Genomic DNA, 14,111 nt, shown 5'->3' with positions numbered 1-14,111 from the left:
GGCCCGCGCTGCTCCCGGCGCGGGCCCTTTTTTGCCTGTCGACGGATGGGGGTTAACTCAGGAGGCCGCGCGCACCGGGTGGTCGAGCTGCTCGATATCCACGTCGAGACGGTCGAGGCAATAGGCGAGATCGCCTTCGGGCGCCCCCTGGAACTGGGTGAAGATCCGTTCCGTCAGCGTCTTGCGGAAACGCACGAGATCGGATGGCCCGTCGCCCCCGATCTCGATGGAATGATAGGCCGATATCGCCGCCCTCACCGCCGGCAGAATGCGCGCGGGAAGGCCGGTGCGCTGGAACACCGCCTCCAGGCCCAGCGGCCCGGCATCGTGGATGAGAAGCCAGGCCTTGGCGTGATCGATTCCGGCAAGCTCCGCCACGGCGTGCTCGAAGAATGCGACATGCCCGCGGAACAGGGCGCGCAAAATCAGTGACGGGGTCAGGCGCCCGTTGAGCTGGAGCTGCTGAACGAAGCGGCGCGGCTCGGGCGAGAGGCCCGCCTGCTCGACGAGATCGACGGTCGCGCGTTCGCGCGCGCCCTCGGCAAGTTCCACCGCGAGCTGGGGCGGCAGGGCGTGGCGCGAGACCAGGCGCTGCAGGGCCTCATCGGAAATCCTGGCGATCAGCTTCTCGGTCACCTCGAGCGGCAGGCGCGAGCGTTCCACGAAGCGCTCCAGGACCTCGGGGGCGTCCTCGAAGCGCTGGAAGGTGAGCGCGTAGGACCCGGCATCGAACTTCGCGCCGTCATTGGCCGCGGCGGTCGCGACTGCCCTCGCGCCAGCGTGGGTCACGATCTCGCGCACGACCTCGCGCGAGACGTTCGCCCGGGACGCGACGGCGCACTGGCGCGCCTCGGGTGCGGTACGCACGATCTCGATCAATTCCTCGTCGGTGAGCACCGGAGAGCCGGATATGATCGGGATCGCAATGGTGTCGATGTCGGCAATGAGGCGTCTGGCGACCGGAGCCGGCAGATGGGGCGAGCGCTGCAACGTGACCGCGAGGGCGCGCCGCACGATCTCGGCGGCATCCTCGGCCAGGAGAGCCAGCACCGCCTCGCCCGCCGCGCGATCCGCGTCGCCGAAGCCGTCCAGCGCGATTCGCGTGCACAGCTTGCGCGTCGCCATCGCGCGCCCTTCCGGGTCGGCGGCGTCGGTCAGGCGCTGAATGTCTTCCCGGGTCAACCGGGCACGAAGGCCTTGAACGCTCATGACACCTTCATCCTGAGACAAGCCAAATCCTAAGATGCGGCAAGAAGTCTTAACGCCGCCTTTCAAGCCTCGCGGTCGTCGCGCCCGCGCGGCGCATCGAGGGAGGCGAGCAGTTCGATCACGCCGGGCGAGAGCACGGCGACCGGGCGACCGGGCCCGCTCCACGCGCCCGGTCGCCAGCCGCCGGCCTGGACGGGCGGGGATTCCGGCGCCGGGCCGGAGACAAGGGTTTCGGGCGGTGCGACCGGCGACCCGTCAGCGCCTGTGAGCGCCCCCAGCACCTCGCTGACGCTGCGCGCGCGGGCGCCATCGAAGAAGATCGCCCGGTTCGCCCGCGCCGCGGCGGGAAACAGCGTGTCGGCCCGCGCCGCGGGGCTTGCCTCGGCCGTCTCGATCAGACGCGCGGCGTTGCCGGCGCCGAGGAAATGAGCGGCGTAGAGTTCCCCGCCGGAAGGCTCTCGGCCCAGCGCCTCGCGCAGCACGCCCGCGTTCTCCGCCGCAAGCTCGCCGGCCATGCGGCTCGCGAGCGCCGGATCGAAGCGAAGATCGAGGATCTCGCGCTTCGTGGCCGGGTCGGCGACCTCGAAGCGGCCGTCCGGCCCACGGGTGATCTGCGCGGCAAGCTCGCCCTGGCCGTGCGCCGCGCCGTGCCGGCTCATCATGGCGAGCCAGGTCTGCTCGATGAACTGGAACATGCCCGCCGCCGAGGAGCTTTGCGCCCTCGCCTGCGGATCGAAATTGCTCTCGCGTGCCGCGGTGCGGACCAGATAGTCGAAATCGGCTCCCGTCGCGTCGGCAGCCGACTGCAGCAGCTGGGCGGGCGAAGCGAGGCGCGGGATGACGGCATCGACCAAGGCGGGCCTCCCTTAAGGGCATGGCGAATCGCCTGTCAGCCTGCACGCCCCGCCATAAGGCTTCGTTAACCGTCGAGACCGAAACGTTGCACGCCGAAGACGGAGACCGTTTCGGGAAGCCGGCCCGAGAGGATGCTTCCGGCAAGCGCCTCCCCCATGGCAGGCGCGAGCAGCACGCCGTTACGATAGCCGCCGAGTGCAAGATGCACGCCCGGCAACGGCCCCGGGCCGAGGATCGGCAGCCCGTCGGGCATCGCCGGCCGGATGCCGGCCCAGCGCTCCGCCACCGGCCGCCCCGCAAGACCGGGAAAGACCGCGCGAGCGAGCGCGGCCAGGCGTTCGACGACCGCCGGCTCGGTTGACAGCGTATCGACGCCCGGCTCGCTCGTGGCTCCGGCGACGAGGCGTCCGCCCGGCTTGGCCGCGAGATACACCGAGAGTGCCCGCACGATGCGGATCGGCGGCGCCACCCCCTCGAGATCGAAGGCGATCATCTGACCCTTGACCGGGCGCAGGAGCGGGCGCAGCGGTTCGAGCCCCGCAGGCAGCATGCTGCCGGTTGCGACGATCACCGCATCGAAGCGCACCGGCGCCCCCTCGGCGAGCCCCAGCGTGACGCCATCGGACCCGGCCGCGACGCGTTCGACCGCACAGTCCTCGCGCACCGTGCCGCCCAGGCGCACGATCGCCTCGGCGAGCGCCGGGCCGAGCGCGCGGTTGTCCACACCGCCGTCGCCGGGGAATTCGAGGGCGCCGAGACAGGGGGCGAGGCCGGGCTCGGCCGCCGCGGCACCCCTGGCATCCAGCCGGCGCAGCACGATGCCCTGCGCGGCGGCGTGCGCCTGCGCCGCATCGAGATGGGCGAGCTCCGCCCGGGTGAAGGCCGGCGTGATCGAGCCGCGGCGCCGGTAGCCGAGTTCGCGTCCGCTCGCCGCCTCGATGTCCGCCGCCCAGCCCGGCCAGAGCTCGGCGGCGTGCAGGGCGAGCGAGGCGAAACGTTCCGGGTCGCGCGCCTCGAACGCGGTCTCGAAGCCGGCCGCCAGCATCCCGCCCGACGCCGCGAGCGCCCCACCCCCTGCCCGGCCGGACTCGAAGACCACCACCTCGACCTTCCGCCTGAGAAGCGCGAACGCACAGGCAAGACCGGATGCACCGGCCCCGATCACGGCGACGCGGCCCGGAACCGGGCGAGGCATGTCGGCATTCGTCATGAGAGATCAGCGCTCAAGACGCTGTAGACTTGGGACGTTCGAAGGACGAGATATAGCCGAAGCAGGGATGACCGCCATGATCAAATCCGGATTGTTCGCAGCCGCCGCCGTTCTCCTTGGCGCACCCGGCGCCCTTGCACAGGAGACGTGCGAGATCACCGGCTACACCGTTCTCGACCACCAGCATCTGGTCCTGCAGAGTGGCAACGCGCACTGGCTCGCGACGACGAGCACGCGATGTGCGGGCCTCGAATTCGGCGCCGAGATCGCGTTCGGAGAGTATGACGGGACCTGTCCGCCTGCCCCCGAATACATCACACCGCCGGACGGCTGGCGGTGTGCAATCGACACCATCGAGCCGGTCGACAGCGTCGAGCATGCCCGCGAACTCGTCCAGGCACGCACCATCAGCGGGGAGATGGAGGCCGGCGAAGGCGAGTTGGAAGACCCGAACCGCGACTAGCGGCCGCTCTATCCCGTTGCGCGGCCTTCGCTGCGCGGGCCGAAACGGTCCTGCGTCTCGCTCTCCCCCGTCCTCTCGAGCGCCCGGCGGCAGTCGGCGAGGAAACGCTCGCCCTGATCGGCCTCGCGCGTCACCCAGGCCCGCGCAAGCGTGCGGGTATAGAAGGCGCGAAGCCGCGCCCGCCAGGCCTCGTCGGGGTCTTCGCCTGCCCCCGTCGTGCAGGCCGCCAGGGCCTCCTCGTAGACGCGGCTGAGATAGGCGAGCATCTCGCCGGCATCTTCCAGGCGGTAGCGCGGATGCGCCCCGCCCTGCTCCGCGGCGCGGCGTTCGCCCTCGCGAAGCGCGGCGAGGTGATGGCGGTTGAGCCCCACCCCGGCGGCGTCCTCGCGCAGCTGGCCGCTGTCGGGCACGTGGTGGGAGAGCTGGGCGGAGAGGCGCATGCCGAGCTGGAGTTCCTGCTTCAGGCGGGAGATCTGGATACGGCTCGCCTGCAGCCGGCGCTGGTCGCGCAGGCGTTTGCCGGCGTCCTCCAGGGTGCGCCAGAGGGCCATGCGGGTGGATTCGTCGGAAATCTCGTGGCGCGAGCAGATGCGGTCGAGTTCGGCCTCGTCATAGATCTGGACCTCGTCCAGGATCATGAACTGAGCGCCGCCTTGCCTTGATAGCCGAGCCACGCGCGCCTCCCTTGCCGTCCACAGCCGAACCTGCAGATTACAGATTCGTTAACCACGCCGAAGCGCCTCGCCGCGCTTGATCGCAAAATTCCTGTGGAAGATTCAAGACGGGCTCGTGAAATCAACGCATCCGTCCGCGCCCCGATCCGGGAACCCTCCCATGGCACGCCCCGACCTGCACCTGCTCACCGGCCTTCCCTACTCCGGCAAGTCCACGCGCGCGAAGCGCCTGCTGGAGCTGCTTCCCGATGCCTTCGTGTTCGCCGTCGATCCGCTGCTGCACGAACGCGCCCGGCTGGAGGGCCGCAGCTATCACGCGGTGTGGGAAACCCATTTCAAGCAGGCCGAGCGCGAGATGCGCGCCCGCCTTTCGGGGGCGCTCGACGCGCGCCGCCCGGTGATCTGGGATCAGCTGAACCTCACGCGCAGGACGCGCGCGACGATCCTGCGGCGCGTCCCGGCGGACTATAAGCGCCACTGTCACTACGTGCTGTGCAGCGATCGGGAGGAAGTCCAGCGCCGGCGCGAGGCCCGTCCCGAACAGCCGATCGCGCCGCGCGTCTATGCCGGCATGGAATCGAGCTTCGAAACTCCCGACATGAGCGAGGGTTTCGACACGTTCGAGATGGTGGATACGGCGCTCTGACGAAGGATGGTACCGCCTCCCCGGATCGAACGGGGGACCTCTAGATCCACAATCTAGCGCTCTAACCAACTGAGCTAAGGCGGCATGCCGTGAACGGCACGCGTCGCGGAGCATGTCCTGCGAGCGAGGCCGCGGAACCTAATCCCGCACCCGCGCGGGCGCAAGAGGCGCAGGCGCGCCTCTTGCACTTCGCAGGCAGGCCTGTCGTCTAGATATAGTTTCGCGCCACCAGATATTCGCGCAGCGCCGCGATCCGGGTCTCGTCGCTGGGGTGGGTGGAGGCGAATTCGGGCACGCTCGGCCGCCCGGTCCGCTGGGCCGCCTTGGAAGTCCAGAAATCGAGCGCCTCGCGCGGGTCGTAGCCGGCGCGCACCATGTAATCGACGCCGAACCGGTCGGCCTCCAGCTCGTGGCGGCGCGAGTAGGGCAGCAGCACGCCGAAGGTCACCCCGGCACCCAGGATCGCGGCCCACTGGGCGGTGTTCTCGACATCGCCGGCATCCAGGGCGACGGCGGCGAGCCCGAGGCCGATCCCGGCGGCCTGCTGCTGGGAGGCGCGCTCCGCGGCGTGCCGGCCCGCAAGATGCGCCGCCTCGTGACCCATCACGGTGGCGACCTGGTCGTCGTTTTCCATCGTCTCCATGATACCGCGGTAGAACGCGACCTTGCCCCCCGGCAGGACCCAGGCGTTCTCCTGGTCGGAATCGAACACCACGAACTCCCAGTCGTAGCCGAGGCCGGAGGCCTGGGCGATGCGGCGCCCGACGCGCTGCAGCTGGGCATTGAGGGCGGGATCGCGGCTGACCCGCTCGCGCTGCAGGCTCTGCTGCCAGGCCTGGGCGGAGAGCTGGGCGATCTGCTCCTCGGACACCAGGATGAGCTGGCTGCGCCCGAGCGTCGGGTTCTCCACGCAGCCCGGTGCGAAGGCGACCACCGAGCCCGAAGCGAGCCCGGTGAGAATCTGGCGGCGGTTCATGCGGATGACGGTGTCCATGGGTGTCTCCCCTCGCTTGGCGTCGCAACACGGCGCTCGCCTCAATCTAGCGCGCCGGCCTCGCGCTCGCCATCATTCGGCCTTGGCGCTAAGGTTAATCTATCTTTCGCCGCTCCGGAACCGATGCATTCGGCCCCCGGTTCGTGCCCGTTGAGAACCTGAGCCCGTCTGGAAAGTTTCCATGCGCCGAATCCTGCTGGTCCTCGCCTTTCTCCTCGCCACCGGCCTCGCCGCGGCGCTGATCGCACCCTCGCTCATCCCCGCCGACGCCTATCGCGACCGGATCGAGCAGGCCGCCTCGGACGCGCTCGGGCGGGAGGTGTCCATTAGCGGCGATATCAGCCTCGCGCTGCTGCCGAAGGTGCAGGCGCGGGCAGGCGATGTGACCATCGCCAATGCCGAGGGCTTCGGCGAGGAGCCGTTCGCGCAGATGGACGCGCTGCGCCTGACCCTGCAGCTCTTGCCCCTCGTCCGGCGCGAGTTCGTGATCGAGGAATTCATCCTCGTCGACCCGGTGATCCGCCTGGAGCAGCGCGCCGGGCGCAACAACTGGAGTTTCGGCACGGGCGATACCGCCCCCGCAACATCGGCCGGGGAAGGATTCCGGCGGCCCGGTGCCCTGCCGATCGAGGCGAGCTTCGGGGATGTGCGCATCGAGAACGGCACGCTGATCTATGCCGGCGACGGCGATGCGCGTCGCTTCGAGGCGGTCGATCTCGCGATCGGGCTTCCCGGCGTCGACGCGCCCGTGAGCCTCGAAGGCGGTTTCACGCTGGAGGGCCGCGCGATGGATTTCTCCGCCTCGCTCGGCTCGCTGCGCGGCTTCTTCGAGGGCGCCCGCACCCCGGCGGCGCTATCCCTGACCGGCCCCATCGGCGAGGTCGGGTTCGACGGCCACATCCTGGAAAGCCGTGAGCTTGAATACGAGGGCGCCGCCGATCTCGATCTCGTCCTGCCCGAACTTGCCGCCGTGTTCGGTGCCAGCCTGCCTCCGGGCGAGGGTTTCCGGCGCTTCGCTGCCACGGGGCGCCTCGCCGGCGCGCCGGGCCGGATCAGCCTCAGCGAATCCGACCTCGCCTTCGACGACATCACCGCGAGCGGCAGCCTGGATATCGACTATGCCGGCGCGCGCCCGCGCCTCGACGGGCGGGTGGACATACCAGAGCTGAACCTCAACCCGTACCTGCCGGAGCCGGCCGGAACCGGACCGGGCGCGGATGCGGGGTGGAGCGAGGAGCCGATCGATCTGTCCGCCCTGCGCCTCGTCGATGCGCGCCTGCGCGGCAGCGTCGGAAGGCTGCTGGTGCGCGAGATCGAGTTCAGCGACGCCGAACTCGACGCGGCGCTCGACAACGGCCGCCTGAGCGCGGACCTCACGCAATTCCTGCTGTACGGCGGACGGGGCAATGCCCGCGTGGTCGCAAACGCGCGCACGGCAGTGCCCTCCTACGCCTTCACCGGAAGGCTGGAAGCGCTCGAAGCCCTGCCCTTCCTGACCGCCGCGGCCGGTTTCGAGCGTCTGCGCGGGACCGGCACGCTCGGGCTCGATCTCACAGGTAGCGGGAGCAGCATAGCCGCGATCATGGAGTCACTTTCCGGAACGGGTGATTTCGACTTCACCGACGGCGCGATCGTCGGCGTCAATCTCGCGCAGGTCATTCGCGGCGTGCTCAATGCGGTGGAGACCCGGTCCCTGCCCGATGCCTTCGGGGATCGTCAGGAGACCGACTTCTCGGCCCTGCGCGGGACGATCTCCATGGCGGACGGCGTGGCACGCAATCCCGACCTCACCATGCTGAGCCCCCTCTTGCGCGCGGCCGGTGAGGGCGAAGTCGATCTCGGCGCGCGCCGGCTCGACTATCGCTTCACGCCGCGCGCGGTCGCGAGCCTGAGCGGTCAGGGCGGAGAGGCCGACCTTCAGGGCATCGGCGTGCCGATCCTGATCAGCGGCGATTTCGCGGACCCGCAAATCACGCTCGATTTCGCCACGATCGCCCGCAATCTCGTGCAGGCGCGGGCCCAGGGCCAGCTCGGCGACCTGGGCCAGCTCCTCGATCTCGAGCGCATGCGCGAACAGGGCGCGGGCGGGCTGCTGGACATCCTCACCGGCGCGGCGGGCACGCAACCCGCTGAGGAGACCGAGACGCAGCCCGGGGAGACGCCAGCCGATGATCAGGAGCGCGCCGGAGATCTCCTGCGCGGGATTCTCGGTGAGGCGATCCGCCGCTCCCAGGAAGACACGACGCAGGAAACCCAGGACGAGCCCGCGGCCGAGGACGGCGAAAGCGAAGGCAGTTCGGGCGGCGGCTGACAGCTTGATCGGGCGGCTGGCACCCTATTTACTTCCCGGCACACAGAAACACCGCCGGCGGCAATGCACCGTCCGGCCCACACGGGGAGAGACAGTCATGGTCCGCCTTGCCAGCGCGCTTCTTGCCGCAGGAGCCCTCATGAGCTTTGCAGAATTCGCGCCGGCCTCCGCACAGGAGGCGCCGGCCGCCGTCGATCCGCGCCTGCGCGATGTCGGTGGAGACCGGATCCATGGTTCGCCGTTCGCGACACGCTCCCCGGTGCTCGCCCGGCACGGCGCCGCGGCGACCGCCCATCCGCTGGCGACCCAGATCGCGATCGACGTGCTCAAGGCCGGCGGTAATGCGGTCGACGCGGCGATCGCGGCCAATGCCGCGCTCGGCCTGATGGAGCCGGTCGGCAACGGCATCGGCGGGGATCTCTTCGTGCTCGTCTGGGATCCGCAATCGAAGCAGGTCTATGGCCTCAACGCGGCGGGCCCGTCGCCGCAGAGCCTGAGCTATGACGAACTCGTCGCTCGGCTTGGCGAGCGGGAAACCATTCCGCCGCTCGGCGTGCTGCCCGTCTCCGTCCCCGGGACGGTGGACGGCTGGTTCACCCTGCACGCCCGGTTCGGCTCGATGGCGATGGAGGACATCCTCGCCCCGACGATTCGCTATGCCGAGGAGGGTTTCCCGGTCACCCAGCTGATCGCCTATTACTGGGACCGCAACATGGCCGCGTTCGAGAACAATGCCGAGATGGTCGGCGAACTCGAGAACGCCCGCGCCACCTATCTCACCGAGGACGGCGATGCGCCCAGGGAAGGCGAGATCTTCGCCAATCCCGATCTGGCCAACACGCTGCGCCTGATCGCCGAGGGCGGGCGCGACGCCTTCTACGAGGGCGAGATCGCGCGCACGATCGATGCCTACATGGAGCGGATCGGCGGCTATCTCTCTTACGAGGACCTGGCGAATTTCTCCTCCGACTGGGTCCAGCCGGTGAGCGTGAACTATCGCGGCTACGATGTCTGGGAACTCCCCCCGCAGGGCCAGGGCATCGCGGCGCTGCAGATGCTGCAGATCATCGAGGACTACGACCTCGCGGAAATGGGCTTCATGAGCGCGGACGCGCTGCATGTTATGATCGAGGCCAAGCGCCTGGCCTACGAGGACCGGGCACGCTTCTATGCCGATCCCCAGTTCGCAGAGGTGCCGGTGTCGACCCTGGTATCGGACGAATATGCCGCTGAACGCCGCGAGCTGATCTCCATGGAGCGGGCGATGGACAGCGTGCCTCACGGCGATCCGGCGGCGATCGAGCACGGCGACACCACCTATCTCACCGTCGCCGATTCCAGCGGCATGATGGTCTCCCTCATCCAGTCGAACTATCGCGGCATGGGGTCGGGCCTCGTGCCGGACGGGCTCGGCTTCATGCTGCAGGACCGCGGCGAGATGTTCAGCCTCGATCCCGATCACCCGAACGTCTACGCGCCGGGCAAGCGACCCTTCCACACCATCATCCCGGCCATGGTGACCAAGGACGGCGAAGGCTGGTTGAGCTTCGGCGTCATGGGCGGGGCGATGCAGCCCCAGGGCCATGTCCAGATCCTGACCAACATCATCGATTTCGGCCTCAACGTGCAGGAGGCCGGCGACGCGGCGCGCTGGCGCCATGACGGCTCGACCGAGCCGACCGATCCGGTGACCGAAGCCGGAGGGCTCGGCGTCGTGCTGGTGGAGAGCGGCGTCCCGCAGGACGTGCGCGAGGCACTGGAAGCGCGCGGCCATGTCCTGCGGAACGGAGATGGCAGCTTCGGCGGCTACCAGGGCATCCTTCGCGACCCGGAAACCGGCGTGTATCATGCGGCCTCGGAGAGCCGGAAGGACGGCTCCGCGATGGGGTATTGAACCGCAGGCCAGGCGGCGGGATCATCGACCCGCTCTCAGGTAGGCCTTGAACGCTTCTCATGCCGAAAGGACGCTCACGGTGCTCCGCCCCGCGCTTGTCGCCTCGCTGTTGCTGAGTCCCTCCGCCCTTGCGCAGAGCGAGACCCAGCACCACCGCGATTCAGGCGCGATCGTCCTGTACGAGCATGTGAACTACGAAGGTCGCTCGGTCCGCATCGACGGCGAGGCGCCGGATCTACGCTGGATCGACTTCAACGACCTGACCAGCTCCATGCGCGTGGAGGGCGGGCGCTGGGAGGTGTGCCTCGAACCGGACTATCGCGGCTCGTGCCATGTGCTGGACGAGGACCTTCCGAACATGAGCGAGTGGGCGTTCAACGACCGGATCACCTCGGTCAGGCCCGTGAGCTTCCGGGGACCGGACCGCGAGGCGGGCATCACCCTGTATTCCGGATTCGACTATTCCGGCCGGGCGCTGACCGTCATCGACCCGGTCGACAATCTCTCGCGCATGAGTTTCAACGACACCGCTCGGTCGATCGAACTCCATGCCGGGGTGTGGACGGTGTGCGTTGACGACGACTACCGGGGCGGCTGCCGCACAATCGACCGCTCGGTCAGCGATCTCAGGCGCTTCCGGCTCGACCAGCGCATCACCTCGGTGCGCCCCGGCCGGCTCGACGAGCCGGCCCCGCCCCCGCAGCGTCCGCCCCATCACCAGCCGGGCTATCCCGGCACGGGCGGACTCGAAGGCGGTGTCGCCGGTCCGAACACGGTCTTCTTCGCGGTTCCGGAAGTGAACGGCTATCCGCTGGCAGCCTGCCTGTTCGAGAGCGGCTATCGCTGCGGCCAGGAAGCCGCCGATGCGGCATGCGCCGAGGCGGGACTGAGGCGTGCCATCCACTTCTCCACCGAGCATGCTGGCGGCCAGCCCCTCTGGTATCTCGCCGATGCACGACCGGCCCGGGGCCGCGACGGGCTCACCGACCTTCTGTGCGCGCAATGAGACGGTGACACAAAGCCCCCTCGCCTTCAGGGGGCTTGCCGGTGTATATTGGTTGCAAATGTAACCAATTCAGGAGCGCGCATCTCATGCCCGTGAACGATCCCGTCGTCGCCGAACAGACACCGGCGGAGGACCATACGATCGACCAGTGCTGGGACCGCTATACCGAGGAAGAGCACCAGGTCTGGACCACGCTCTACGAGCGCCAGATGAAGGTGCTGAAGGGTCGCGCCGCGCCGGAGCACTTCAAGGGGCTGGAGCTGCTCAACCTCAATGACGGCGGCATCCCGAATTTCGACAGGATCAACGAGAAGCTCTACAAGCTCACCGGCTGGCAGGTCGTGGCCGTGCACGGCCTCATTCCCAACGATGTCTTCTTCGACCATCTCGCCAACCGGCGATTCGTGGCGGGGCGCTTCATCCGCGATGCTGACAAGCTCGACTACCTGCCCGAGCCGGACATCTTCCATGACGTGTTCGGCCATGTGCCCCTGCTGACCCTGCCGACCTTCGCGGACTACATGCAGGCGTATGGCGAGGGCGGCTACAAGGCGATCAAGCACGACACGATCGAGAACCTGACCCGGCTCTACTGGTACACGGTCGAGTTCGGCCTCATAAACACGCCAGAAGGCCGGCGCATCTACGGCGCCGGCATCGTCTCCTCGCAGTCGGAGAGCAGGTTCTGCCTGGAAGGGCGCTCGCCGAACCGGATCCATTTCGATCTCGAGCGCATCATGCGCACTGACTACCGCTATGACGACTTCCAGCAGACCTATTTCGTCATCGACAGCTACGAGGAGCTGATGGAATCCACCGCCAACGTGGACTTCACGCCGATCTACGAGCGCATCAAGAACCTTCCCGACATCCCGGCCCACAAGGTGCTGCCCACCGACAAGGTCTATCACGAGGGCACGCAGGAATACGCACGTGCCGGCGGCCTCGCCAAGCAGGTGGAGTGGGTCTAGGCGACCTGCCTGAACCCCTCCAGCTCGCGGATGCGCTGCGCCCAGTCCGGTGACAGGCGCTGCCAGGCGACCGCCTCCACAAGCGTCTCGAACACGTCGAACGTATAGCGATAGCTGGACGAGGACTTGGTGAGTTCGCGCCAGAGCCGCAGCTCGGAATAGACCGACGCGCTCTTGGCCACGATCGCCACCTTGAGGGTCTCGTGCTTCTTGCCCGCGAAGGCCTCTCCGACCGTGATCTCGAGATCGAGCAGATCCTCCGGATCGATCGCGGAGAGATTCACGTCAGGCCGGAAAATGCAGAAGGCCGGATCCGTCGCCCTGAACGCGGCCCCGTTGTGGAACATCCGGCCGAGCCGAGACAGATCGTCTGGAACCACCCGGCCGGAAAATGCCGAGACGCGCACGCTCGGATCGGTATGCAGATAGGTCGCGACCGGCATCACGGCCCCCATTTCGCTTCACGGTTGCAGCACGAGGGGTAGCGGGCCGAAGCAACGATTTCGTTAAATCTGCCGTCTCCGGTTGCAGCCCCGCTCAGGCGCGCTGGAACGGATAGAAGTCGGACCCGAGGCCCATGATCCCGGTGAGCGCGTCGAGCGCCGCCTGGCTCTCGGTGACGAGATCGGGGTCGGCGATATCATCCGGCGAGAGTTCTTCGCGGTAGTGCTTCCGAGCCCACCCGGTCAGTTTCGCGTAGAGATCCTCGCTCATCATCACGCCCGGATTGACTGCGGCGCGTTCGTCTTCGGTGAGCACGACGCGCAGGCGCAGGCAGGCCGGGCCGCCGCCATTCTTCATCGACTGGCGCACGTCGGCGTACTCGACCCGTCCGATCGGCGCATTGCCCGAAACGAGACGCTCGCAGTAGTCGCGCGTGGTCTGGGTCTCCTCGGTCTCGCTCGGGGCGATGAGCACCATGCGGTCCTCGCCCGGCCAGGTCAGGAGCTGGGAGTTGAAGAGATAGGAGGTGATGGCGTCCTTCATCGGCACCTCGCTATCGGGCACCTCGACGAAGACCGGATCGAACAGGCCCTCGGCGGCTTCGCGGATCTCCTTCAGGGTCCGAGCGCGGTCCTCGAAGGCCTGCTCGTGGAAGAACAACACGCTCTCATTGCCCACGCAGACCACATCGTTGTGGAAGGCGCCCGCCTCGATCGCGGCGCGCGACTGGCGCGCGATGACGACGCGTTTCGGATCGAGCCCGTGGCGGCGCGCGATCGCTTCGGCGGCCTGGCGGGTCTGGCGCGCGGGAAAGCGCGCATCCCATTGCTCGAACGCGTCGCGGCCGAAGACGAAGATCTCCACCGCCTCCTCGCCATGGCTCGCGCACAGCCGGACATGGTTCGCCGCGCCCTCGTCGGCGAAGCTCGACTGGTGCGGCAGCGTGGGATGGACCATGAAGCGCTGCGCGTCGGGGAAGATGCGTTCCAGCGCCGTGCGGGTCTGTTCGCCCTCGATGGAGCGGTGCAACGCGGTGATCAGGTTGGCCGGCGTGAAATGGAGCCTGCCGTCGCGCGTGTCCGCGCCCGGCGAGACGGTCGCGGCGTTGGCCGCCCACATCGAACTCGCGGAAGCCATGTTGCGCGCCAGCACCGGATCGGTGCGGTTGACCTTTTCCCAGACCTCCCGGTCCGAGCCGGAAAAGCCGAGCCGTCTCAAACCGGCTATGAAGGGCCGGTCCTGCGGCGGAAGGAAGCCTTGCACGAAGCCGGCATCGTGGAGGCGCTTGGCCTTGGCGAGGCCCTCGAGCACGCCCTTCCTCGGGCTGGAGACATCGCCCTTGTTCCTCGCGCTCGCCAGATTGCCCGGCGCAAGCCCGCCATAATTGTGGGTGGGACCGACGAGACCGTCGAAATTGGCTTCCAGCGCGCTCAT

13 protein-coding genes and 1 tRNA gene are annotated in these 14,111 nt (G+C 68.4%); 6 read left to right on the top strand and 8 right to left on the bottom strand.

The window, feature by feature from the left end; genetic code table 11:
* Positions 1-57 precede the first annotated feature (57 nt).
* The 3 genes from spbR to JW792_RS03075 all read right to left on the bottom strand — a co-directional run bounded on the left by spbR (position 58) and on the right by JW792_RS03075 (position 3,259).
* Positions 58-1,209 carry a SpbR family protein gene (gene spbR, locus JW792_RS03085; protein ID WP_135994132.1) on the bottom strand — a complete coding sequence of 384 codons (1,152 nt, stop codon included), beginning with the start codon at positions 1,207-1,209 and terminating at the stop codon, positions 58-60.
* 62 nt (positions 1,210-1,271) lie between these two features.
* Entirely contained in the window at positions 1,272-2,063 is a 792-nt protein-coding gene (locus JW792_RS03080; protein ID WP_135994133.1) for a lysozyme family protein, read from the bottom strand.
* 65 nt (positions 2,064-2,128) lie between these two features.
* Positions 2,129-3,259: an NAD(P)/FAD-dependent oxidoreductase gene (locus tag JW792_RS03075; protein ID WP_158291497.1), complete on the bottom strand. Its 1,131-nt coding sequence runs from the start codon at positions 3,257-3,259 to the stop codon at positions 2,129-2,131.
* 82 nt (positions 3,260-3,341) lie between these two features.
* Between JW792_RS03075 and JW792_RS03070 the strand changes: the two genes are divergently transcribed.
* Complete coding sequence (locus JW792_RS03070; protein WP_206340890.1) at positions 3,342-3,737, top strand: DUF6491 family protein; 396 nt, start codon at positions 3,342-3,344, stop codon at positions 3,735-3,737.
* A gap of 8 nt (positions 3,738-3,745) precedes the next feature.
* Here JW792_RS03070 and JW792_RS03065 read toward each other — a convergent pair whose 3' ends face one another.
* Positions 3,746-4,375, bottom strand: coding sequence for a hypothetical protein (locus tag JW792_RS03065; protein WP_135994136.1), 630 nt, complete (start codon positions 4,373-4,375; stop codon positions 3,746-3,748).
* A gap of 196 nt (positions 4,376-4,571) precedes the next feature.
* On the opposite strand from JW792_RS03065, the gene JW792_RS03060 reads away from it, so the two are divergent.
* Positions 4,572-5,057 carry an AAA family ATPase gene (locus JW792_RS03060; protein WP_135994137.1) on the top strand — a complete coding sequence of 162 codons (486 nt, stop codon included), beginning with the start codon at positions 4,572-4,574 and terminating at the stop codon, positions 5,055-5,057.
* Between the two features lie 7 nt (positions 5,058-5,064).
* Here JW792_RS03060 and JW792_RS03055 read toward each other — a convergent pair.
* Positions 5,065-5,141 (bottom strand) — tRNA-His (locus JW792_RS03055).
* 124 nt (positions 5,142-5,265) lie between these two features.
* Positions 5,266-6,051, bottom strand: a complete 786-nt coding sequence (locus tag JW792_RS03050; RefSeq protein WP_135994138.1) for a M48 family metallopeptidase — start codon at positions 6,049-6,051, stop codon at positions 5,266-5,268.
* Between the two features lie 181 nt (positions 6,052-6,232).
* On the opposite strand from JW792_RS03050, the gene JW792_RS03045 reads away from it, so the two are divergent.
* The 4 genes from JW792_RS03045 (at position 6,233) to phhA (ending at position 12,233) form a co-directional block, all read left to right on the top strand.
* The gene (locus tag JW792_RS03045; RefSeq protein ID WP_135994139.1) at positions 6,233-8,362 is read left to right on the top strand and encodes an AsmA family protein; all 2,130 of its coding nucleotides are present in this window, start codon (positions 6,233-6,235) and stop codon (positions 8,360-8,362) included.
* Positions 8,363-8,459: 97 nt separating this feature from the next.
* The gene (gene ggt / locus JW792_RS03040) at positions 8,460-10,256 is read left to right on the top strand and encodes a gamma-glutamyltransferase (RefSeq protein WP_135994140.1); all 1,797 of its coding nucleotides are present in this window, start codon (positions 8,460-8,462) and stop codon (positions 10,254-10,256) included.
* 79 nt (positions 10,257-10,335) lie between these two features.
* On the top strand, positions 10,336-11,262 hold the full coding sequence (locus JW792_RS03035) for a beta/gamma crystallin-related protein (protein ID WP_158291498.1): 927 nt from the start codon (positions 10,336-10,338) through the stop codon (positions 11,260-11,262).
* A gap of 86 nt (positions 11,263-11,348) precedes the next feature.
* On the top strand, positions 11,349-12,233 hold the full coding sequence (gene phhA, locus JW792_RS03030; RefSeq protein WP_135994142.1) for a phenylalanine 4-monooxygenase: 885 nt from the start codon (positions 11,349-11,351) through the stop codon (positions 12,231-12,233).
* Here phhA and JW792_RS03025 read toward each other — a convergent pair.
* Together JW792_RS03025 and astB are read right to left on the bottom strand one after the other, a co-directional pair.
* Complete coding sequence (locus tag JW792_RS03025; protein WP_135994143.1) at positions 12,230-12,676, bottom strand: hypothetical protein; 447 nt, start codon at positions 12,674-12,676, stop codon at positions 12,230-12,232. The two genes, phhA and JW792_RS03025, sit on opposite strands and share 4 nt — an antisense overlap.
* A gap of 94 nt (positions 12,677-12,770) precedes the next feature.
* Positions 12,771-14,111, bottom strand: a complete 1,341-nt coding sequence (gene astB / locus JW792_RS03020; protein ID WP_135994144.1) for an N-succinylarginine dihydrolase — start codon at positions 14,109-14,111, stop codon at positions 12,771-12,773.

Origin of the sequence: Marinicauda algicola (genome assembly GCF_017161425.1) — a bacterium.
Classification (GTDB): domain Bacteria; phylum Pseudomonadota; class Alphaproteobacteria; order Caulobacterales; family Maricaulaceae; genus Marinicauda; species Marinicauda algicola.
Note: the sequence above shows the minus strand (reverse complement) of the source record. Positions and strands in the feature narration are given on the sequence as shown.